Origin of the sequence: Frigoribacterium sp. 9N (genome assembly GCF_902506305.1) — a bacterium.
Lineage (GTDB): Bacteria > Actinomycetota > Actinomycetes > Actinomycetales > Microbacteriaceae > Frigoribacterium.
In genome coordinates this window covers 610,342-631,751 of sequence record NZ_LR733392.1, presented here as the reverse complement: position 1 = coordinate 631,751, position 21,410 = coordinate 610,342, and the positions used below count along the sequence as shown (strand labels likewise).

The 21,410-nt window shown below is 70.5% G+C and carries 17 protein-coding genes; 6 read left to right on the top strand and 11 right to left on the bottom strand.

Features of this window, described 5'->3' with window-relative positions:
* Nucleotides 1–301: 301 nt before the first annotated feature.
* Entirely contained in the window at nucleotides 302–868 is a 567-nt protein-coding gene (locus tag ARTHRO9V_RS06095) for a TetR/AcrR family transcriptional regulator (RefSeq protein ID WP_043592905.1), read from the top strand.
* Between the two features lie 46 nt (nucleotides 869–914).
* On the opposite strand, the gene ARTHRO9V_RS06090 is transcribed toward ARTHRO9V_RS06095, so the two are convergent.
* The 6 genes from ARTHRO9V_RS06090 to ARTHRO9V_RS06065 form a co-directional block, all read right to left on the bottom strand.
* The gene (locus ARTHRO9V_RS06090; protein ID WP_236556945.1) at nucleotides 915–1,472 is read right to left on the bottom strand and encodes an MOSC domain-containing protein; all 558 of its coding nucleotides are present in this window, start codon (nucleotides 1,470–1,472) and stop codon (nucleotides 915–917) included.
* Nucleotides 1,473–1,564: 92 nt separating this feature from the next.
* Nucleotides 1,565–2,662: a sugar-binding protein gene (locus tag ARTHRO9V_RS06085; RefSeq protein WP_056046504.1), complete on the bottom strand. Its 1,098-nt coding sequence runs from the start codon at nucleotides 2,660–2,662 to the stop codon at nucleotides 1,565–1,567.
* A gap of 110 nt (nucleotides 2,663–2,772) precedes the next feature.
* Nucleotides 2,773–4,140, bottom strand: a complete 1,368-nt coding sequence (mmsB, locus tag ARTHRO9V_RS06080) for a multiple monosaccharide ABC transporter permease (protein ID WP_043592911.1) — start codon at nucleotides 4,138–4,140, stop codon at nucleotides 2,773–2,775.
* Entirely contained in the window at nucleotides 4,137–5,687 is a 1,551-nt protein-coding gene (mmsA, locus tag ARTHRO9V_RS06075; RefSeq protein ID WP_056046505.1) for a multiple monosaccharide ABC transporter ATP-binding protein, read from the bottom strand. The genes mmsB and mmsA overlap by 4 nt, the downstream gene beginning before the upstream one ends.
* A 332-nt stretch (nucleotides 5,688–6,019) precedes the next feature.
* Complete coding sequence (locus ARTHRO9V_RS06070) at nucleotides 6,020–7,039, bottom strand: LacI family DNA-binding transcriptional regulator (protein ID WP_233568360.1); 1,020 nt, start codon at nucleotides 7,037–7,039, stop codon at nucleotides 6,020–6,022.
* A 178-nt stretch (nucleotides 7,040–7,217) separates the two neighbouring features.
* Nucleotides 7,218–8,600, bottom strand: coding sequence for an MFS transporter (locus ARTHRO9V_RS06065; RefSeq protein ID WP_159826127.1), 1,383 nt, complete (start codon nucleotides 8,598–8,600; stop codon nucleotides 7,218–7,220).
* A gap of 94 nt (nucleotides 8,601–8,694) precedes the next feature.
* Here ARTHRO9V_RS06065 and ARTHRO9V_RS06060 point away from each other — a divergent pair, with 94 nt between their 5' ends.
* Nucleotides 8,695–10,563, top strand: a complete 1,869-nt coding sequence (locus ARTHRO9V_RS06060) for a cell wall-binding repeat-containing protein (RefSeq protein WP_159826125.1) — start codon at nucleotides 8,695–8,697, stop codon at nucleotides 10,561–10,563.
* A gap of 100 nt (nucleotides 10,564–10,663) precedes the next feature.
* Here the strand turns inward: ARTHRO9V_RS06060 and ARTHRO9V_RS06055 are convergent, their stop codons facing one another.
* Together ARTHRO9V_RS06055 and ARTHRO9V_RS06050 are read right to left on the bottom strand one after the other, a co-directional pair.
* The gene (locus tag ARTHRO9V_RS06055) at nucleotides 10,664–11,818 is read right to left on the bottom strand and encodes a cystathionine gamma-synthase (protein WP_056046507.1); all 1,155 of its coding nucleotides are present in this window, start codon (nucleotides 11,816–11,818) and stop codon (nucleotides 10,664–10,666) included.
* Between the two features lie 92 nt (nucleotides 11,819–11,910).
* Complete coding sequence (locus ARTHRO9V_RS06050) at nucleotides 11,911–13,275, bottom strand: cystathionine beta-synthase (protein WP_056046509.1); 1,365 nt, start codon at nucleotides 13,273–13,275, stop codon at nucleotides 11,911–11,913.
* Between the two features lie 245 nt (nucleotides 13,276–13,520).
* Here ARTHRO9V_RS06050 and ARTHRO9V_RS06045 point away from each other — a divergent pair, with 245 nt between their 5' ends.
* Nucleotides 13,521–14,195, top strand: a complete 675-nt coding sequence (locus ARTHRO9V_RS06045) for a DUF3105 domain-containing protein (RefSeq protein WP_159826123.1) — start codon at nucleotides 13,521–13,523, stop codon at nucleotides 14,193–14,195.
* Between the two features lie 77 nt (nucleotides 14,196–14,272).
* Nucleotides 14,273–14,926 carry a DUF305 domain-containing protein gene (locus tag ARTHRO9V_RS06040; protein WP_236556944.1) on the top strand — a complete coding sequence of 218 codons (654 nt, stop codon included), beginning with the start codon at nucleotides 14,273–14,275 and terminating at the stop codon, nucleotides 14,924–14,926.
* 15 nt (nucleotides 14,927–14,941) lie between these two features.
* On the opposite strand, the gene ARTHRO9V_RS06035 is transcribed toward ARTHRO9V_RS06040, so the two are convergent.
* Complete coding sequence (locus ARTHRO9V_RS06035) at nucleotides 14,942–16,816, bottom strand: ABC transporter ATP-binding protein (protein WP_123570508.1); 1,875 nt, start codon at nucleotides 16,814–16,816, stop codon at nucleotides 14,942–14,944.
* Between the two features lie 236 nt (nucleotides 16,817–17,052).
* Between ARTHRO9V_RS06035 and ARTHRO9V_RS06030 the strand changes: the two genes are divergently transcribed.
* Together ARTHRO9V_RS06030 and ARTHRO9V_RS06025 are read left to right on the top strand one after the other, a co-directional pair.
* The gene (locus tag ARTHRO9V_RS06030) at nucleotides 17,053–18,648 is read left to right on the top strand and encodes a LuxR C-terminal-related transcriptional regulator (protein ID WP_159826119.1); all 1,596 of its coding nucleotides are present in this window, start codon (nucleotides 17,053–17,055) and stop codon (nucleotides 18,646–18,648) included.
* Nucleotides 18,649–18,690: 42 nt separating this feature from the next.
* Nucleotides 18,691–20,133 (top strand): APC family permease, encoded by a 1,443-nt coding sequence (locus tag ARTHRO9V_RS06025; protein ID WP_159826117.1) that lies wholly within the window; start codon nucleotides 18,691–18,693, stop codon nucleotides 20,131–20,133.
* 129 nt (nucleotides 20,134–20,262) lie between these two features.
* Here the strand turns inward: ARTHRO9V_RS06025 and rplL are convergent, their stop codons facing one another.
* Nucleotides 20,263–20,646 carry a 50S ribosomal protein L7/L12 gene (gene rplL, locus ARTHRO9V_RS06020; RefSeq protein ID WP_056046519.1) on the bottom strand — a complete coding sequence of 128 codons (384 nt, stop codon included), beginning with the start codon at nucleotides 20,644–20,646 and terminating at the stop codon, nucleotides 20,263–20,265.
* Between the two features lie 49 nt (nucleotides 20,647–20,695).
* Complete coding sequence (gene rplJ, locus ARTHRO9V_RS06015) at nucleotides 20,696–21,211, bottom strand: 50S ribosomal protein L10 (RefSeq protein ID WP_043592926.1); 516 nt, start codon at nucleotides 21,209–21,211, stop codon at nucleotides 20,696–20,698.
* Nucleotides 21,212–21,410: the final 199 nt, after the last annotated feature.

Genomic DNA, 21,410 nt, shown 5'->3' with positions numbered 1-21,410 from the left:
GTCACGGATCGGGGCACGCGAGGAGCCGCGGCCACGACGACGAGGCCGGCTCGCGGCTCGAATCGATGCGACCCGGCCGTCGCGCACGACCACCACGAGATCGGAGGGGGTGGGAGGAGGGAGGGGCACGGCGTCGCTGCACGACACCCGTCGGTTCTCAGCCTAACCCCGCCGTGCACCCCCGCGACAGCCCTTCCGCCTCGGCGGCTCGCGCCGTGCCGTGTCGGCGCGTCGGCCCGGTCTAGGCTCGACCTGGCCTCGGACGCGATCGTCCCGTCCGAGCACCCGAGGAGGAACGTCCATGGTCGACGCGCGCATCGTCCAGACCACGAAGGCACTGCACGCCGCCGTCGTCGAGCTCGCCTCGACCCGGCCCGTGTCGAGCATCTCGGTCGCCGACGTCACCCGGGCCGCGGGGATCAACCGCGCGACGTTCTACAGCCACGCGACCTCGCCCGGCAGCCTGCTCACCGCGGTGCTCACCCCCGAGCTCGACGCGATCCGCGACGAGGACCACGCGCTGCGGCTCGACGGCCGGGCCGACGGCCCCGACGCGACGCGGCGTGCGATGGAGAAGGTCGTCGACCACGTCGTGCGGTACCGCGAGATCTACCGTCTCGCCCTGCCCGACCCGCTCGACGCGTCGATCCACCAGGCGCTGGCCCGCCACTTCGAGGAGTCGAGCGTGCAGCACCTCGCCGGCCTGCCCGCCGGCAGCCTCCCCGAGGGGCTCGCGGTGCACATCGCCGCCGGCCACCTGGCACACGGGCTCGTGGGAGCCGTCGAGGCCTGGCTCGGCGGCAAGCGGACGAGCCGCCGCGCCCTGCTCGACACCATGAACCTCATGCTGCCCACCTGGTGGGGTTGACCCGCAGCGCTCCCCGTTCCGACGGCTCGGCGGGCCGCCCAGCCGCCTAGGAGGCGCGCAGCAGTCCCGGCCCCACGCGCAGCACCCCGTCGGTGAGCGGTTCGCATCGCACTCCCCCGCGGCCCCGGAGCGCGCGGAAGGCCCCCGCGCCGAACACCACGTCCATCCACGCGCACGGGTTCGCCGCCCGGTTCGCGCGGAACGACACCGGGCCGTCGCCCGTGTCGAGGTCGAACTCGCGACCCACGAGGGCGTCGACGTCGATGCCGCGCACGACCACGTTGCGACGCGTCAGGGCGGCGTCGAGCACCGTGCCCTCGGGCAGACCGAGCTCGCGGGCCAGGTGCCCGAGCTGCTCGGCGGCGAACAGGGTGACCGAGGCCCCGCGGTGCGCCGGGGCGTTGAAGTAGCGGTCGCCCACGATGCCGAGGTGGGCGCGCACGGTGACGGCGTCGTGCGACTCGGGGCCCGTGGTCGGGGCCGGGGCCGGGCCGTCGGCGGGGCGGCCGACGTAGCGGGACCGGGGCGAGGCGAGCAGCGACTCGACGGTGACCGGCGTCGCGGACGCGGCCCGCGCCTCCTGCGCTCGTCGGTCGGTGTCCACGGACGCACGATACCGCCCGCCGACGACGACGGCCGGGCACCCCGTGCGGGGTGCCCGGCCGGTGCCGGTGCTGCCCGAGGGCAGCGGGAGTGCTACTTGGTGAGCGGCTCGAGCGTCGTGTCGTTGGCGTACGCCTCGGCGGCGTTGTCCTTGGTCACGATCTGCGGGGGCAGCAGGTAGGCCGGGACGACCTTGCTGCCGTTGTCGTACGACTCGTCGTCGTTCGTCTCGGCCTTGTCGCCCTTGCTGAGCGAGCTGACCATCGCGACGGCCTGCTTCACGAGGTTGCGGGTGTCCTTGTTGATGGTCGAGTACTGCTCGCCGGCCATGATCGACTTGACCGACTCGACCTCGGAGTCCTGACCGGTGACGGTCGGGATGTCCTTGCCGGCCTGCTTCACCGAGGTGATGATGGCGCGGGCCAGGGTGTCGTTCGGGCTCAGGACGCCGTCGAGCTCCTTGTCACCGTAGGTGCTGGTGAGCAGCGAGTCCATGCGACGCTGGGCGTTCTCGGGCTTCCAGCCGTCGGTCGCCGTCTGCTTGATGTCGGTCTGGCCCGAGGCGACGACGAGGGTGCCGTCGTCGATCTTCGGCTGCAGGACGCTCATCGCGCCGTCGAAGAAGACCTTCGAGTTGGCGTCGTCCGACGAGCCGGAGAACAGCTCGACGTTGTAGGGGCCGTCGGCCTTCTTCGCGGCCATGCCGTCGAGCAGGGCCTGGCCCTGGAGCTCGCCGACCTTGAAGTTGTCGTACGCGACGTAGTAGTCGACGTCCTCGGTGTTGAGGATCAGGCGGTCGTAGGCGATGACCACGGCGCCGGCGTCGTGGGCGGCCTTGACCTGGGTGCCGAGCTGGCCACCGTCGGCCGCGCCGATGATGATGACCTTCGCGCCCTTGGTGACCATGGACTGGATCTCGTCCTGCTGGTTGGCCACGGTGCCGCTGGCGGCCGCGTACTGCACGTCGGGCTTGAACCCGGCGTCGGTGAGGTCCTTGGTGAACAGGTCGCCGGCGAGGACCCAGTTCTCGCTCGTCTTGGCCGGCAGGGCCACGCCGATGGTCGAGCCGGACTCGAAGCCCGAGGCCGCGTCGCCCGAACCCGCGTCGGTGCGGGCCGAGTTCGAGCAGCCGCTCAGGATCAGCGTCGTTGCTGCGGCGACCGCGAAGGTCGTCAGCGCGAGTTTGCGCATGCTGTGTCTACTTTCTCGTTGTGAGGGGTGATGCCGTGTGGTCGCCCGCGGTGCGGACTCCCGGTGGAGGCGCGCCCGGCCGTCGATGGACGGGCGCGCGGGTGGTGGGTCTAGTTGGGCGTCGTGGCCTTGGGACGCTGCACGTCCGAGATGTCGCCGTTCGGGGTGAGGGCGGGCTCGGTCGTCTCGGCGTCGCGACCGACGCCGTTCTGGGCGCCCGGGGGCAGGTCGGAGGCCGCGATGCCGTTCTTGTCGCGACGCAGGCCCCGGGTGAGGAACCCGGTGATGGACGGACGACCCTGGCTCTTGTTGTAGACGTCGACCGCGACAGCGATCAGGAGCACGAGGCCCTTGATCATCTGCACCTTGTCGGAGCCGACGCCCATGAGCTGCAGGCCGTTGTTCAGCACGGCGATAACGAAACCACCGACGATCGAGCCGGTCACCGTGCCGATGCCGCCGGCGACGGCGGCGCCACCGATGAAGACCGAGGCGATGGCGTCGAGCTCCCAGTTGAGGCCGTCCTGCGGGCCGGAGGCACCGGCACGGGCGACGTAGATCATGCCGGCCAGGGCGGCGAGCACGGACATGTTCATCATGACGAAGAAGTTGATGCGCTTCGCCTTGACGCCCGAGAGCTCGGCGGCGTGCGAGTTGCCACCCACCGCGTAGATGTGCCGACCGAAGATCGTGTTCTGCGTGACGAAGCCGTAGACCAGGACGAGCACGCCGAGGATGATGCCCGAGATCGGGAACGACGTCCCGACGCGGCCGCCGGCGAACAGCGTCGCGGCGTAGGCGATGATCGCGACCAGCACGACCAGCTTGACGGCGCTGACCCAGAGGGGAGCCCGCTCGGAGCCCATCTTCTGCTGGATGCGACGCAGGCGGAACTCGTTGTAGACCACGGCGACGATGATGACGAGGCCGAGCAGCAGGGTCGCGTTGTTGTAGCCGGTGTTCGGACCGAACTCGGGGAGGTAACCCGCGCCGATGACCGTGAATCCCTCGGGGACCGGGATGGTGTCGGCGTTGCCGACGAACTGGTTGGCACCGCGGAAGAGCAGCATGCCGGCCAGCGTCACGATGAAGGCGGGGACGCCGACGTAGGCGACCCAGAAGCCCTGCCAGGCGCCGATGACCACGCCGACCACGAGGCCGAGCAGGATCGCGGCACCCCACGGAAGACCCCAGCTGTCCATCGCCTTGGCGACGACGATGCCGCTGAAGGCGGCGACCGAACCGACCGAGAGGTCGATGTGACCGGCCACGATGACCATCACCATGCCGATGGCGAGGATCAGGATGTACGAGTACTGGCTGACCAGGGCGATGAGGTTCGTGGGCTGCAGGGTGAGCCCGTCGGTCAGCACCTGGAAGATCAGGATGGCCACGACGAGCGTCGCGATCATGCCGAACTGGCGCGCGTTCGACGTGTTGCCGCCGAACACCTTCTTCAGGTCTTTGATGCCACTCATGCGGCTTGCTCCTTCTTCTTCGAGGTCATGGTTCGCATGAGCGTCTCGGCGTCGGCCTCGGAGGCCTCGATCTCGTTCGTGACGGAACCCTCGAAGATCGTGTAGATGCGATCGGAGAGCCCCAGCAGCTCGGGCAGTTCGGACGAGATGACGATCACGCCTTTGCCCTGGGCCGCGAGCTGGTTGATGATGTTGTAGATCTCGAACTTGGCGCCCACGTCGATGCCTCGCGTGGGCTCGTCGAGGATGAGCAGGTCGGGGTCGGTGAACATCCACTTCGCCAGGACGACCTTCTGCTGGTTGCCGCCGGACAACTTGGCGACCCCTTCGTCGACCGTGGGGGTCTTGACGCGCAGGCTCTTCCGGTAGTCCTCGGCGATCGAGTGCTCTTCGTAGGTGTTGACCACGGAGGCCTTCGAGATCTTGGTGAGCTTGGCCGCGACCGTCGAGCGCTTGATGTCGTCGAGCAGGTTGAGCCCCAGCACCTTCCGGTCTTCGGAGACGTAGGCCAGGCCGTTGTCGATCGCGTCCGAGACGTTCTTTATCTCGATCTTGCGGCCGTCCTTGACGATCTCGCCCGAGACGAACTGACCGTACGAGCGACCGAAGATGCTCATCGCGAGTTCGGTGCGACCGGCGCCCATCAGGCCGGCCAGGCCGACGATCTCGCCCTTGCGCACGGTGATGGACGAGCCCTTGCAGACGAAGCGTTCGGCCGTCTGCGGGTGGCGCACCCACCAGTCCTTGACCTCGAAGAAGACCTCGCCGATCTTCGGGGTGCGATCGGGGAAACGGCTGGCCAGGTTGCGGCCGACCATGCCGCGGATGATGCGGTCCTCGTTGACGCCGTCCTCTTTCACGTCGAGCGTCTCGATGGTCTTGCCGTCACGGATGATCGTGATGGAGTCGGCGATGGCCTCGATCTCGTTGAGCTTGTGGCTGATCATGATCGACGAGATGCCGCGACCCTTGAGGCCGCGGATGAGGTCGAGCAGGTGCTGCGAGTCGGCCTCGTTGAGGGCCGCGGTCGGCTCGTCGAGGATCAGCAGCTTGACGTTCTTGTTCAGCGCCTTGGCGATCTCGACGAGCTGCTGCTTGCCGACGCCGAGGTTCTTGATGGCGGTGTCGGGGTCGTCCTTGAGGCCGACGCGGGCGAGCAGGTCGATGGCCTTCGTCTTCGCCGCGCGCCAGTCGATGGCCCCGAAGCGGGTCGGCTCGTTGCCGAGGAAGATGTTCTCGGTGATCGAGAGCTCGGGGATCAGTGCCAGCTCCTGGTGGATGATGACGATGCCCTGCGACTCGCTCGAGCGGATGTCGCGGAAGCGCATCTCGGCACCCTGGTAGACGATGTCGCCCGTGTAGGTGCCGAACGGGTAGACACCCGAGAGGACCTTCATCAGCGTCGACTTGCCGGCGCCGTTCTCGCCGCAGATCGCGTGCACCTCACCGGCGCGGACCTGCATCGACACGTCGTCGAGCGCCTTGACGCCCGGGAACTCCTTCGTGATGGAGCGCATCTCGAGGATGACGGGAGAGTCAACGCCCATGCGGGGCACCCCCGGGGATGTGGCTGCTCGCGAGCTGTTCGCTCTGCGTCACGGCACTGGGCACGTCGTCCTCGACCTTCGACCTCGTCGTCGTCCGCCGGTGATGTGCACCGACGGGCATCCTGTGATTCGTCGCCGCCGTGCCGGGCCGTCCGTCGAGCCTGGCGAAGGGGCCGGACCCGCCGAATGTGACCGTTCACACTGCGACTGGAGCAAAGCTAATCCCGAGAGGGTGTGCTGTCAAATGCCGATGCCGATCCGTTATCGAACGCGGGCCGACCGACGCGCGCCGCGCCTCCTGACGGCTCGTCCTGCCGTGCGGTGACGGGCCGTCAGAGGAACCAGGGGCGCGAGGTCGACCCGCGCACCACCAGTTCCGGAGGGATCAGGGTGCGGTCGACGACCGTGCCGCCCTCGAGCTCGGCCACGACGAGTTCGACGGCTCGTCGGCCGATCAGGGCGAAGTCCTGACGCACCGTCGTGAGCGGCGGCCACAGGTGCGGTGCGGTCGGCGAGTCGTCGAAGCCGACGACGCTGACCTCGCGGGGTACGTCGACGTCGGCCTCGCGGAAGGCGTGCAGCAACCCCACGGCCATCAGGTCGTTGGCCGAGAACACGGCGGTGAAGTCGCGGCGACGCAGCAGCTCCTGCCCGGCCGTGTAGCCGAAGTCGGCGGTCAGGTCGCCGAGGATGGGCGGCTCGATGGACAACTCGGCCTCGCCCATCTCGAAGAGGAAGCCCTGCATCCGCTCGTCGGCCTCGATCCAGTCCTGGGGTCCGGCGACGTGCACGATGTGCCGGTGGCCGAGGTCGATCAGGTGCCGGGTGGCGAGGCGCGCGCCTTCGAACTGGTCGACCGAGAGGCTGTGCGCCCGGGCCCGCTGCGTCGAGTCGAGCGCGACGATGGGGACGTCGAGGTCGAGCTCGTCGATCACGTCGAAGAACTTGCGTTGCGGGGCGATGACGATGATCGCCTCGACGGCCTGGTTGGTGAGCAACTGCAGGCTCGCCCGGACGTCGTCCGACACCGTGGTCGTGCTCGCGATGCTCAGCCGGTAGCCGGCCGTCCGGGCCGCGACCTCGATGGCGTTGACGATCGTCTGCGGACCGAAGTGGACGTTCTGCAGGGTGAGCACGCCGATCGCCTTCGACCGGCTGGTGACCAGTGCCCGCGCGGCCTGGTTCGGTCGGTAGCCGATCTCGTCGATGACGTCGAGCACCTTCTGCCGCGTGCTCGGCCGGATGCTCGGACTGTCGTTGAGCACGCGCGAGACGGTCTGGTACGAGACCCCCGCGAGAGCGGCCACGTCGCGGATGTTGGGAGCACGCACCTTGTCGATGTCAGGCTTCACCGTCGCTCCGTCGCTCTGTGACCGGGCGATGTGACCGTACACATCGTCGTCCGGAGACCATTATGCATTCCCCGGAGGTCGCCGACGTCCCGGACGGGGGTCACCGCCCCGCCGCGATGCCCGGCGCCGGTACCGGCATCGGTGGAGCGGCGGCACCATCGGCGGGCAGGAGGCGCGGTCACCGTCCCCGGGGCACCGCGCGGCCGCTCAGGGCGAGCGCGAGCACCGCGACGCCCGTGCCGACGGCGAAGCAGGCGACGAAGGCGAGGGGGCTGGACGCGCCGCCGAGCACCCCGAACGCGGCGCCGGTCAAGGCCAGCGCGACGGCCGAACCGGTGGAGTCGGCGATGGTCAACGCCGAACTGTTGAACCCGCGCTCGGACTCGGTCGACAGCGCGAGGACGAGCACCGAGAAGCGCGGGTACATGAACCCCATGCCGAATCCCGCGACGGCCCAGGTGGCAATGAGGAAGGCCGGGGGCAGGTGGAACAGGGGGGTCAGCGCGGCGACCACGACGCCGAGGAGCACGAGGACGATGCCGATGCGGATGCCGTCGCGCTGGGCCACCCGGTCGCCGAGCCTGCCCTGCACCCAGCTCGCGAACGCCCAGCCGAGCGCCCCCAGGGTCAGCGTCACGCCGGAGGCCGAGGCGCTGAAGTCGTATTCGGCCGAGAGCATGTACGGGATGTAGACCTCGCTGCCGAGGAACGCCGCCCCCACGAGACCACGCAGCAGCACCAGGGTGGGCAGCCCCGGCGCGGCGCGCAGCGTGCCCGGCGGCAACAGGGGCCTGAGCGCCACGGCGAGCACGACCACCGCCACCACGATGACGACGACGGTCAACCAGGTCGGGAACTCGGAGACCAGGTTGAGGGCCAGCACGCCGAGGGCCGCGCCGACCGACCAGAGGATGCGACCGATGCTCCAGGGCACGCGCCGCCCACCCTCCGCCACCACGGGCGGAGGGACGCGACGGAGGCTCGGCAGGACGGCGAAGAACGCGGGCACGGCGAGGCCGAGTGCACCGAGGAAGACCCAGTGCCAGCCCACCGTCTCGGCCACGACGCCCGCGACGAGTGGCCCGACGAGACCCGGGACGACCCAGGCCGCGGCGAACCCCGCGAAGATCGACGGATGCAGGCCCGGCGGGTAGAGCCGGGCGACCATGACGTAGAGGCCGACGATGACCGCGCCGGAGCCGACGCCCTGCACCAGACGGCCGACCAGCAGCACGACCATGTCGGGCGCGGTGCCGACGACGAGCAGCCCGACGGCGAACAGCAGCATCGAGGCGATGACCACGACGCGCGGCCCGCTGCGGTCGGCCCAGTTGCCCGCCGCCACCATGCCGACCAGGCCGGACGCGAGGGGCGCCGCGAAGCTGAGCGAGTAGAGCGCTTCGCCGTCGAGCTCACGGCTGATGATCGGCATGATCGTCGTGACCGCGAGCGACTCGAACGCCGCGATGCCGATCAGGGCGCACATGCCGAGGGTGGCCAGCCGGTACCGACCGCTGAGCACGCCCTCGGGGCGGGTGCTCACGGCGGCGGCGTCGGTCATGTCGTCAGCCTAGGCCGAGCCACCGACGGCACCCCCTCCCCTAGGATCGCCCTCAGGCGGCGAGGGGCGTCGCCTGCGTCTGGGGGTCTCTCTCGTGTCCACTTCTTCTCACCGTGCCGGGTCCGTCCGCGGTCTCGCCCTGACGGTCGCCCTCGGCGTCGTCCTCGGGCTCGGGACGACCACGGTCGCCGTCGCGGCTCCCGTCACCGCCGGTTCGACCTCGTCCCCGACGCTCGCCCAGCAGGACGCGGGTTCCGACCACGAGATGGGGGCATCGGGCGGCACCCGGGACGGGGCCGACGAACGCCTCTCGCGCGCCGCGGCCGTCTCGCCTCCTCGTGGCGTGCCCGGCTTCGACGTCAGCTCGTACCAGCCGTCCCCCGACTTCGCCGCCGCGCGTTCGGCGGGTGCCCGCTTCACGTTCGTCAAGGCCTCCGAGGGCGTGCCCGGCACCTACACGAACGGCAACCCCACCGGCAGCACCAACCGCTACCGTTCCGCCCAGTTCGCCGGCGCGCAGGCGGCGGGGCTGACGGCCGGTTTCTACCACTACGCGTTGCCCTTCTACTCGTCCGGGGCACCGCAGGCGCAGTTCTTCCTCGACAACGCCACGGCCTGGAGACCCGGCATGCTGCCCCCGGTGCTCGACGTCGAGGTGTCGACCAACCCCACCAAGCAGGGTGGACGCTGCTGGGGGCTGTCGCAGTCCGAGATGGTCACCTGGATCCAGTCGTGGATCGGCACCGTCGTCGCCCAGCAGGGCGTCCAACCGCTGATCTACACCAACCAGGACTTCTGGAGCTCGTGCACGGGCAACAGCTCGGCGTTCCCGAAGGACCGCCTCTTCGTCGCGTACTACCCGACGGCGACCACGAACACCCCGGTCGCCCCGCCGACCTCGTCCTTCGCGACCTGGACGTTCTGGCAGTGGTCCCAGACCGAGGACTCGCCCTACCCCGGTGACCAGGACGTGTTCAACGGCACCGAGGCCGACCTCGCGGCCCTCACCCGACCGACCACCCCGGCCGTGGGCCGTCTCTCGGGAGCCGACGCCTTCGCCACCGCGGCGACCATCGCCGCCAGCGCCTTCACCCCACCGGTCGTCGTGAACGGCAACGCCCCGACCAAGGCCTCGATCCCCCTGGTCTACGTCGCGTCGCGCAGCACCTACCCCGACGCCCTCGCCGGGGGCGCGGCCGCCGGCTACCGGGGCGCTCCGGTCCTCCTGACCTACCCCGACACCCTGCCCGACGCGACCCGCGCCCAACTCGCCGAGCTCCGCCCGCAACGCGTCGTCGTCCTGGGCGGCGTGGCCGCGGTCTCCGACACGGTGCGTCAGCAGCTCTCCCAGATCGCGACGACCGGCGCCCCCGGCGTCACCCGCGTCTCGGGTGCGGACCGATTCGACACGTCTGCGACGATCTCGAGCACGACCTTCCCGAAGGGTCGGGGCGGGACGGCCTACGTCGCGACCGGCCTGGACTTCCCCGACGCCCTCTCGGGTGCAGCCCTGGCCGGCGGCCCCGACAAGGGCCCGATGCTGCTCACGCGGCCCGACGCCCTGCCGCAGACGGTCTCGACCGAGCTCACCCGGCTGGCCCCTGCCCGCATCGTCGTGCTCGGCGGGGTCAACGCGGTGGGAGAATCGGTCATCGCCCAGCTCCGGGCCGTCGCGCCCACGTCGCGGCTCTCGGGTGCCGACCGTTTCGACACCTCGGCCGTCATCGCCGCCGCCGGCTACCCCGCCGGTTCCGACGTGGCGTTCGTCTCGACGGGTGTGAACTTCCCCGACGCGCTCGCCGGAGCACCGACCGCGGGCCGGCTGGGCGGTCCCGTCCTGCTCACACGACCCGACGCGCTGCCCGTCAGCGTGCGCACCGCCCTGACGAAGCTCGGCACCGACGGCCTGGTCGTGCTGGGTGGCCCCAACGCCGTCAGCCCGGCGGTCGAGGCCGGGCTCTGACCGGGGCCCGTCCCTGATGGACGCGCTCGACGTGGCCACGTGACGGAGGCGCGGTGCGGGACCACCCGCACCGCGCCTCCGTCGTCTCTCGCGAGGTCGCCTACGCGTCGAGGCGGGCGAGCGCCTGCGTGACGTCGCCGAGCAGGTCGTCGACGTCCTCGATGCCGACCGACAGCCGCACGATCGAGTCGGGCACCTCGAGCTCGGTGCCGCGCACCGAGGCATGGGTCATCTCGCTCGGGTAGCCGATCAGCGACTCGACGCCGCCGAGCGACTCGGCCAGCTGGAACAGCTCGGTCGATTCGGCGAACCGTCGGGCCGCGGCGGCACCCGCGCTCAGCTGCACCGAGAGCATGCCGCCGAACGCCCGCATCTGCCGGGCGGCGAGTTCGTGGCCCGGGTGGGACTCGAGCCCCGGGTAGTAGACGCGCTCGACCGCCGCGTGCCCCTCGAGGGCCCGGGCGATGGCGAGGGCGTTCGACGAGTGGCGGTCGACGCGCACGCCGAGCGTCTTGATGCCGCGCACCGTGAGCCACGCCTCCATCGGCGCCGACACGGCACCGACGCCGAACTGGACGAAGCCGACCTTCGCGGCGAGCTCGTCGTCGCGCACGACGACGGCCCCGCCCACGACGTCCGAGTGACCGCCGATGTACTTCGTCGTCGAGTGGACGACCGCGTCGGCCCCCAGCGCGAGGGGCTGCTGCAGGTACGGCGACGCGAACGTGTTGTCGACGACGACGACGGCCCCGGCCGCGTGCCCGATCTCGGCGAGCGCCGCGATGTCGCTGATCTTCATCAGCGGGTTGCTCGGGGTCTCGACCCAGAGCACGGCCGTCGGGGCGGCCTGGACCGCGGCACGCACGGCGTCGAGGTCGCTCATCTCGACGGTGTCGAGCGTGACGCCCCAGGGCACCCACACCCGGTTGACGAGGCGGTGCGTGCCGCCGTAGACGTCGTTGCCCATGACGATGCGCGTGCCGGGTGCCAGGACCGAACGCAGCAGCGCGTCCTCGGCCGACAGCCCCGAGGCGAAGCTGAACGCGGCGCTGCCGCCTTCGAGGTCGGCGAGCAGGGTCTGCAGCGAGTCGCGCGTCGGGTTCGCCGAGCGCGCGTACTCGTAGCCGCCGCGGAACCCGCCGATGCCGTCCTGGACGAACGTGGACGACTGGTAGATCGGGGGGACGACGGCACCGGTCGTGGGGTCGAAGTCCTGGCCGGCGTGGATCGCCCTGGTCGAGAAGCCGTGGGTCATGGGATGTCCTTTCGAGGGGGACGGGTGGTGCAGACGGAGGGGGACGAGGAGGCGCGGGCCGGGCCGCCGGGTGACGGTGCCGCCCCGGCCGCTCAGGAGGACAGGAAGGAGAGGACGTCCTGGCGGGTGACGACGCCGACCGGGCGGCCGTCGTCGGTGACGAGCAGGGCGTCGACGGACTCGAGCGCGGACCGGGCCGCCGAGACGGGTTCGTTCACGCCGATCAGGGGCAGGGGGTCGCCGAGGTACGCCGAGACGGCGTCGCCCATGGTCGCGCCCCCGCGGAAGATGGCCTCGAGCAACGCCTTCTCCTCGATGGCACCGACGACCTCGCCGATGACGACCGGGGGCTCGGCCGATAGCACGGGCATCTGCGAGACGCCGTAGGTCTTCATGATGCCGATCACGTCGTGGACGGTGTCGGACGGGTGGGCGTGGACGAGGTCGGGCAGCTGCCCGGTCTTGGAGGCGATCAGGTCGCGGACCGACCGCTCGTCGTGACTGACGCCGAAGCCGTACGAGCGCATCCACGCGTCGTTGAAGATCTTGCCGAGGTAGCCGCGCCCGCCGTCGGGCAGCAGGGCGACGACGACGTCGTCGGGGCCGAGCTCGCGGGCCACGTCGAGGGCGGCCGCGACGGCCAGGCCGGACGAGCCGCCGACCAGCAGTCCCTCCTCGCGGGCGAGGCGCCGGGTCAGCTCGAACGAACGGGCGTCGTCCGCGGCGATGATGCGGTCGACGACCGAGGGGTCGTAAGCGGCCGGCCAGAAGTCCTCGCCGACGCCCTCGAGCAGATAGGGACGGCCGGTGCCCCCGCTGTAGACGCTGCCCTCGGGATCGGCGCCGACGACCTGCACCGCGCCTCCGGACACCTCTTTGAGGTAGCGGCCGGTACCGCTGATGGTGCCGCCGGTGCCCACGCCCGCGACGAAGTGCGTGATGCGGCCGTCGGTGTCGCGCCAGATCTCGGGGCCCGTCGTCTCGTAGTGGCTGAGCGGCCCGTTGGGGTTGGCGTACTGGTTCGGCTTGAACGCCCCGGGGATCTCGCGCGCGAGGCGGTCGGAGACGCTGTAGTAGGACTCGGGGCTGGTCGGCTCGACGGCGGTCGGCGTGACGACGATCTCGGCGCCGTAGGCCTTGAGCACGTTGCGCTTGTCCTCGCCGACCTTGTCGGGCAGGACGAAGACGCAGCGGTAGCCGCGCTGCTGGGCGACGAGGGCGAGGCCCACCCCGGTGTTGCCGCTGGTCGGCTCGACGATGGTGCCCCCGGGCCCGAGCAGCCCGTCGCGCTCGGCCGCGTCGATGATGCGCGTCGCGATGCGGTCCTTCGACGAACCACCCGGGTTGACGTACTCGACCTTGACGAGCACGGTCGCCGTGATGCCCTCGGTCACCTTGTTCAGCTTGACGAGCGGCGTGTCACCGATCAGGTCGAGGACGGTCTCGGCGTACTTCACGGGTGCTCCGGTTCTCGCGGGGCCCTCGTGGGGCGCGCGCAGGTCGACGACTCGGGTGGTCGGGTCGGTCGGGGCGTCCCCGCCGGACCCGTTCGTCGAGTCTAACGACGGGGTCGTGGCGTGTGACGGAGGGTCGGCGGGCCCGACCGGCTGGCACGCGCCTCCCAGGCAGCCGTGAGAGAAAATGGGTGACGCATCCACGATCGGGTGCGTCCCGACCACCTCCCCGACCCCAGAGGACCCCCGTGGCCAGCAGCGACAAGCCGACCGACAAACCCACCGTCAAGCAGCAGCGAGACGCCCGGCGTCACGAGAAGGTGGCCGAGCTCAAGCGGCAACAGGCCCGGGCGAAGCGCAACCGCACCATCGGCATCGTCACCGCCTCGGTCGCGGGCGCGGCGGCGATCGCGCTGGTCATCACCTTCGTCGTGACGAGCGGCCAGCCGCGGCAGGACCCCCAGGCCATCGAGATCGACGGCGTGAAGACCTACTCCGACCTCACCGCGAACCACGTCGGCGGCAGCGTCGACTACGCGATGACCCCTCCCGCGGGCGGCGACCACAACCAGATCTGGCTGAACTGCGGCGTCTACACCGAGCCCGTGCCGAACGAGAACGCCGTCCACGACCTCGAGCACGGCGCCGTCTGGTTCACCTACGACCCCGAGCAGGTCAGCGAGGGCGAGATCGAGGCGCTGCGCGACTTCGCCCCCGACACGTACGCGGTCGTCTCGCCCTACGAGGGCCTCGACTCCCCCATGTACGTCTCGGCCTGGGGCGCCCAGTTGCCCTTCGCGAACGTGGCCGACGACGAGGCCACCGTGTCCGACTTCGTCACCAAGTACTGGAAGTCCACGAACGCCCCCGAGCCCGGTGCACCGTGCAGCGGCGGCGTGGACGGCACCGGCAAGATCGCGTGACGGCACCGGGGCACGACGTTGACGCGACCGACGGGGCGGGGCCGCACCGCGCCTCCTCGGGTCGTCGGCTGAGGCTGGTGATCGCGGGGGTCCTGACCGTGGCGATCGTGCTGCTGGTCGGCGTCGCGCTCGGGCGGCTCAGCTCGCCCACCCCCGTCACGCCCGGCACGGACAGCGTCGAGGCGGGGTTCTCGCGCGACATGCAGGTGCACCACGAGCAGGCCGTGCAGATGGCGATGATGGTCCGCGACCGGACCGACGACCCCGCGGTCCGCTCGTTGGCCTACGACATGGCCCTCACGCAGTCGCAGCAGGCCGGTCAGATGTACGCCTGGCTCGAGCTGTGGCGCCTGCCGCAGGCACCCTCGGAGCCGACCATGACCTGGATGACCCGACCGACCCTCGACGGGGACTACGGCAGCCACCACATGACCGACGACGGAGGCGCGGGCGGCTCGGCCACGCCCGTCGCCACCCACGAACCCGGCGGCCGCATGCCGGGGCTGGCGACCGACGAGCAGCTCGCGTCCCTGGACTCCGCGAACGGCGTCGAGGCCGAGCGGATCTTCCTGACCCTGATGATCGCGCACCACGAGGGCGGCATCGAGATGGCCGACGCCGTCCTGGCGCGCAGCGAGGTGCCGCAGGTGCGGGCCTTCGCCTCGGGCATGCTGCAGACGCAGCAGAGCGAGGTCGACGCCATGCAGGCGATGCTCGTCGAGCGCGGCTGACAGGACACCGCAGCGCTACGACGACACCTGCTGCCCGTAGAGCTCGGCGTACACCCCGCCCAGGGCGAGCAGCTCGTCGTGCGTCCCCCGCTCGACGACGCGACCGGCCACCACGACGAACACGACGTCCGCGTCGCGCACGGTCGAGAGCCGGTGCGCGATGGCGATCGTCGTCCGGCCACGGGTCGCCGTGTCGAGGGCCTCTTGCACCACGCGCTCGGACACCGTGTCGAGGGCGCTCGTCGCCTCGTCGAGGACCATGACGGCGGGGTCCTTCAACAGGACGCGAGCGATGGCGATGCGTTGTTTCTCGCCGCCCGAGAGGCGATAGCCCCGCTCGCCCACGATCGTGTCGTAACCGTCGGGGAACGACGCGATGGTCTCGTGGATGTTCGCCTGCCGGGCTGCGTCGACCAGCTGTTCGTCGGTCGCGTCGGGTCGCGCGTACCGGAGGTTGTCGCCGATACTGGCATGGAAGAGGTAGGTCTCCTGGCTGACGATGCCGATGTTGCCGACCAGCGATTCTTGGTCGAGGCGCCGGACGTCGGTGCCGGCGAAGCGGACCGCTCCGCCGGACGCCTCGTAGAACCGAGGGATCAGGTACGAGACGGTCGTCTTGCCCGCACCGCTCGGGCCGACGAAGGCGGCGAACTGACCCGGTGCGATGTCGAACGAGACGCCGTCGAGGGTCTTCTGCCCGGGCTCGGCGTCGGGGTACGAGAACGAGACGTCGTCGAACTCGACCCGGCCGAGCTGCGTCTCGTCGACCGGCTCGGCCGAGGGGTCGTTCGTGATCGCCGGGTGGAGGTCGAGGTACTCGAAGATGCGGGCGAACAGCGCTCCGGAGGTCTGCAGGTCGAGGGCCACCCGCAGCAGCCCCATGAGCGGGAAGGTCAAGCGGGCCTGCACCGTGGTGAAGGCCACGATCGTGCCCGCCGTCACGGGCACGTCACGGAGGATCAGCCAGGCCGCGACCAGGTAGATGAGGGCGGGGATGACCGAGAGGAAGATCTGGACGACGGCGAAGAACCACTGCCCGCTCATCTGCTGACGCACCTGCAACCCGATCTGGGTGCGGTTCTCGGCCGAGTAGCGCTCGACCTCGGCGCGCTGCTGGTTGAAGCTCTTCGCCAACAGGATGCCGCTGACGCTCAGTGCCTCCTGCGTGATGGCGGTCATGTCGCTGAGCGACTCCTGCGTCTTGGTGGCGATGCGGGCGCGCACCTGGCCCACCCGTCGCTGGGCCACCACCAGCAGCGGCAGCAGGACGACCGTGACGACGGTCATCTGCCAGCTGAGCACGAGCATGGACACGAAGGCCGCGATGACCGTGACCGTGTTGCCGAGGACGCTCGAGATGGTGTTGCTCAGCACGTTCGCGACGCCGCCGACGTCGTTCTGCAGGCGGGACTGGATGACCCCGGTCTTGGTGCGGGTGAAGAACGCGAGCTCCATGCGCTGCAGGTGGCCGAAGAGGCGGATGCGCAACGCACCCATCACCTTGTTGCCGACCGTGGCGGTCAGGTACGTCTGCCAGACGCCGATGCCGGCGGACAGCACCCAGAGTCCCACCATGGCGCCCACGAGTTCGAGCAGCACGGGCACGTCGGGACCGCCCTGGGGGAACAACCCCCGGTCGAACGCCTGCTTGGTGAGCAGCGGTGGAGCCACGCTGACGGCGGCCCCGATCAGGACGAGCACGACGGTGACGACGAGGGCTCGCCGGTGCGGGGCGAACAGGCCGCGGATGCGACGGAACAGGTCGGGGATGCGCGGCGCGGTGGCGTTCGCCGCACGCTGGGCCTCGGCGTCGCCGCTCGAGACCCGGCCGGACCCGCCCGGTCGGCCTCCGCCCCGGGGACCGCCTGCGGGGGCGTGCATCGAACTCATGCGGTCAGCGTAGGCCCGACCCCCGTCACGAGTGGCCCACCGTCGGACGCCGACGCCGCGACACGCCGTAGAACGACCGTTCGTCCCCCAGTTGTGGGCGCAATGCCCGACAGACCATACGGCGTAATGAACACTCAGTTTAGTATGGCGGTGTCGGTGCACCTGACCAGGCTCCGGCAGCCGCGTTCTCCCTACCCGACGGGCGAGCCTCCCGAAGCGGCCGAGCTAGGACCATCGTGAACACGTCGAACCCCACGGCCGTCGAACCGCCGAGTGCCGAACTGCAGCCCGCCGACCACCGGGCCGCTCTCGATGCCATCGAGCAGGGCTGGACCCAGATCGCCCCCTTGCAGGGAGCGCGTCTGCGCGAGGCCATCCGCTCGACGCCCGAAGAGGAATGGCGCGGCCGACCCCGCATCCTGCTCGCCCTGGCGGCGAGCCACCGCTCGGTCGGCTCCCGCTCGCGCAGTGCGGCGCTGCCCTGGTTCCGCGGCGTCGCCAAGGCGCTCGACGCCGACCCCGACCTGCCGCTCGACATCCGGGCGGGCTACCACGTGCACCTCGGGGCGTCGCTGCGCACCCTCGGCAACTTCGTCGTGGCCCACGAGCACCTCGAGGTCGCCCGGACCCTCATCGAGAACGACCTCGCCGAGTCGATCAGCGTGCGCATCTCGCTCAGCGCCTCCTTCTCGTTGCAGCTCGGCCTCATCCGGCTGCACTACGGCGAGATCGACCAGGCCCGCTTCGCCCTGAGCCTCGCGAACGGTCTCGGCGAGGACCACCTCAGCACCGCCGAGCGGGTCGAGTGCCTCTCGGCGCTCGCCTTCGTCGCGATGCTGATCGGCGACTTCGACCTCGCCGACCGCCACGTCGACCTCGCCCGCGAGCTCGCCGACGGCACCGACCTGCTGGGGAGCTCGTTCGGGGCCCTCACCCAGATCACGCGCGTGCACCTCGCCCTCGAACGCGGCGAGGCCGTGAGCGGCCACGAGGGCCTGCTCGCCGACGTGCGGCAGGCGTCGCGCGGCAGCGACTGGGAGGCGCTCGGCCTGTTCGCCGAAGCGCACGTGCTGCTGTCCGAGAGCCGCTACATCGAGGTGCTCGACCTGCTGGCGCGGATCACCCGCACCATCGACGGGTTCACCGGGCACAGCGCCCTCACCGACTCGGCCACGGTGTTGCGGGCCGAGACCATGCGCCTGCTCGGTCAGCCGCACGAGGCCCGTCGACTCGCGTCGTCGGTGACGTCGTCGCACCACCACATCCGCTGTCCCGGTCGCGTGCTCGCCCTCGTGCACCTCGCCGCCGGTGAACCCGAGGCCGCCCTCGAGGCGCTCGAACCGTGCCTCGCCATCGGCGACCTGCACAGCGAGCGAACGATGGGCCAGGTGCACGCCCTCCAGGCGGCCGCACACCTCGCCCTCGGCGACGCCGCGCGCAGCGACCTCGCCTTCGACCAGGCCCTGCTGAGCGCGGGTCACAACGGGTCGATCTGGCTCTTCGCCACCCTGCCGGAGGACGTCCTCGACCACCTCGTGCAGCGCGCCGTCGGCCGTCGTCAGCCGGCCGCCATCGTCGGGGTGCTCGACCGCCTGCGCGGGACCACGGCCGACGTCGTGCCGCAGCTCGCCGAGCCGCTGAGCGACCGCGAGCTCGTGATCGTCCGGCACCTGGCCACCGGTCAGACCCTCGGCCAGATCGGCAGCCAGCTGTTCATCTCGGTCAACACCGTCAAGAGCCACGTCCGCAGCATCTACCGCAAGCTGCAGGCGTCGTCGCGGCGCGAGGCGATGACCCGCGTCAAGCAGCTCGGCCTCGACCTCGACGACTAGGGACGAGGAGGCGCGGTGCCGGCCGTGGGGTAACCTCTCGCGGTGCCCCACGAGTCCCGCGTCACGTCCCGTCCGTCCCTCCTCGCCCAGCTGAGGGCGCGCAAACCCCTCGAGGCCTACGTCGCCGAGAGCGCAGCATCCGCCGACGGCGGCCCCCGTCTGCGACGCACCCTGGGCGTCTGGCACCTCACGGCGATCAGCATCGGGGCGACCCTCGGCACGGGCATCCTGGTCGTGCTGGGCACCGCCGTCCCGCTGGCCGGCCCCGCCGTCTGGATCTCGTTCGTCCTCGCGGGCGTCGCGGCCCTGCTGTCGGCCCTGTCGTACGCCGAGATGGCGGGCAGCGTGCCCGTGTCGGGGTCGAGCTACTCGTACGCGTACGCGACGCTCGGCGAGGGCATCGCGTGGGTCTGCGGGTGGTGCCTCGTGCTCGAGTACGCCGTCTCGGTCGCGGCCGTCGCCGTCGGGGCGGGGCAGTACGTGAACGAGGCCCTCGACGTGTTCGGGCTCGCCCTGCCGGCCGCGATCGCCGAGCCCCCGGGCGCCGGCGGCGTCCTCAACCTGCCCGCCGCGGTCCTCGTCCTGCTCGCCACCCTCGTGCTCGTTCCCGGCGCGCGCGAGAGCGCCTGGGTCAACACCCTGCTCGTCGTCGTCAAGGTGGCGCTGCTCGTGTTCTTCGTCGCCGTCGCCTTCACGGCCTTCCGCGCCGGGAACTTCGAGCCGCTGGCACCGATGGGCGCGGCCGGCGTCTCGGCGGCGGCCTCGCGCCTGTTCTTCTCGTACATCGGCTTCGACGCGGCGTCCACGGCCGGCGAAGAGGCCCGCGACGCGAAGCGCGACCTGCCGCGCGCCATCATCGCCTCGATCGTGATCATCACGGTGCTCTACATCCTGGTGGCCGTCGCCGCTATCGGTGCGCGCCCGTGGACCACCTTCACCGACGGCGAGGCGACCCTCGTCACGATCGTCGCCGACATCACGGGACAGCCGTGGGTCGCCTTCCTCTTCGCCGTCACCGCCGTGGCGGCGATCGCGAGCGTCGTGTTGACGGTGCTCTACGGTCAGACGCGCATCTTCGTCTCGATGGCCCGCGACGGCCTCGTGCCCCGCGTCCTCGGCCGCGTCTCGGCGCGCACGCAGACCCCCGTCGCCGGCACCCTGATCGTCGGCGGAGCCGTGGCCGTCGCGGCGGCGGTGATCCCCCTGGGCGCCCTGGCCGACGCGACGAGCATCGGCACGCTCTTCGCCTTCGCCCTGGTCAACGTGTCGGTCATCTGGCTGCGCCGCAACCGCCCGGAGCTCGACCGCACCTACAAGGTGCCGCTCTACCCGCTGACCCCGGTCCTCGGCTGTGCCTTCTGCGTGCTGCTCATGGTGACCCTCGGGTGGGTCACCTGGGCGGCCTTCGCCGTCTGGATGGTCGTGGGCACCGCGGTGTACCTCGGGTACGGCCGCCGACACTCGGTCCTGGCCCGCGCCTCCTGACCCGGCTCTCCGCACGGTCGGCGGGTCGCAGCGGAGACGCCAGAAGGCGCCACCCCGAGGGGTGGCGCCTTCCATGTGGTGCTGAGCAGACGTGCCGCTCAAGCGCAGGGGGCCGCGAGGGCCCGCCGACTACTTGAGGGTGATCGTCGCGCCGGCGGCCTCGAGCTGAGCCTTGGCCTTCTCGGCGGCGTCCTTCGTGGCACCCTCGAGGACGGTGCTGGGGGCACCGTCGACGACGGCCTTGGCCTCGCCGAGACCGAGGCTCGTGAGCGCGCGGACCTCTTTGATGACCTGGATCTTCTTGTCGCCGGCAGCCTCGAGGACGACGTCGAAAGCGGTCTGCTCTTCGACCTCTTCAGCGGCGGCGGCGGGGCCGGCGGCACCGGCAGCGGCCACGGGGGCAGCAGCGGTGACCTCGAAGACCTCTTCGAACTTCTTCACGAAGTCGCTGAGCTCGATGAGCGTGAGCTCCTTGAAGGCCTCGATCAGTTCGTCCTGCGTGAGCTTCGCCATGGTGTTCTCCTTATGGGTTTTCTAAAGTGTGGGTTGGTACGACAGCTGTTTAGCTGTCGGCTTCCTGCTTGGCACGCAGCGCCTCGACCGTGCGAACGGCCTGGGACAGCGGTGCCTGGAACAGGTAGGCAGCACCGAACAGCGAAGCCTTGAAGGCGCCGGCCAGTTTGCCCAGCAGCACCTCTCGGGACTCGAGATCGGCGAGCTGCTTGACCTCGTCTGCCGTGAGCGGGTTACCGTCGAAGTAACCGTTCTTCACGATCAGAGCGGGGTGTGCCTTGGCGAAGTCACGCAGGCTCTTGGCGACGGCGACAGGGTCACCGTGCACGAAGGCGATCGCAGACGGTCCGACGAGTTCGTCGTCGAACGAGCTGATTCCGGCGTTGTTGGCCGCGATCTTGCTGAGCGTGTTCTTCACCACGGCGTACGTCGCGTCTGCACTGATGGACTTGCGGAGCTCTTTCAGCTCGGCAACAGTGAGACCGCGGTACTCGGTGAGCAGGACGGCGGTCGAGTCACGGAAGTTGTCCGTGAGCTCGGCGACCGATGCTTCCTTGTTCGCCATGGCTCTCCTAAAACGTGGGTGTGCCGGCAGCCCCCGGGAACTCGACTCGGCCGCGCCGAGACCGGCGCCGCACCAATGAAAAAAGCTCCGGCGCAAGCGCACGGAGCTGGATCTCTTCGAGAAGAGGAACGACTTCACACACCTGCGCTGGTCGCTCTCTCTCGAGAACCTTCGGCACCCGTCTGCGAGCAGACGACTA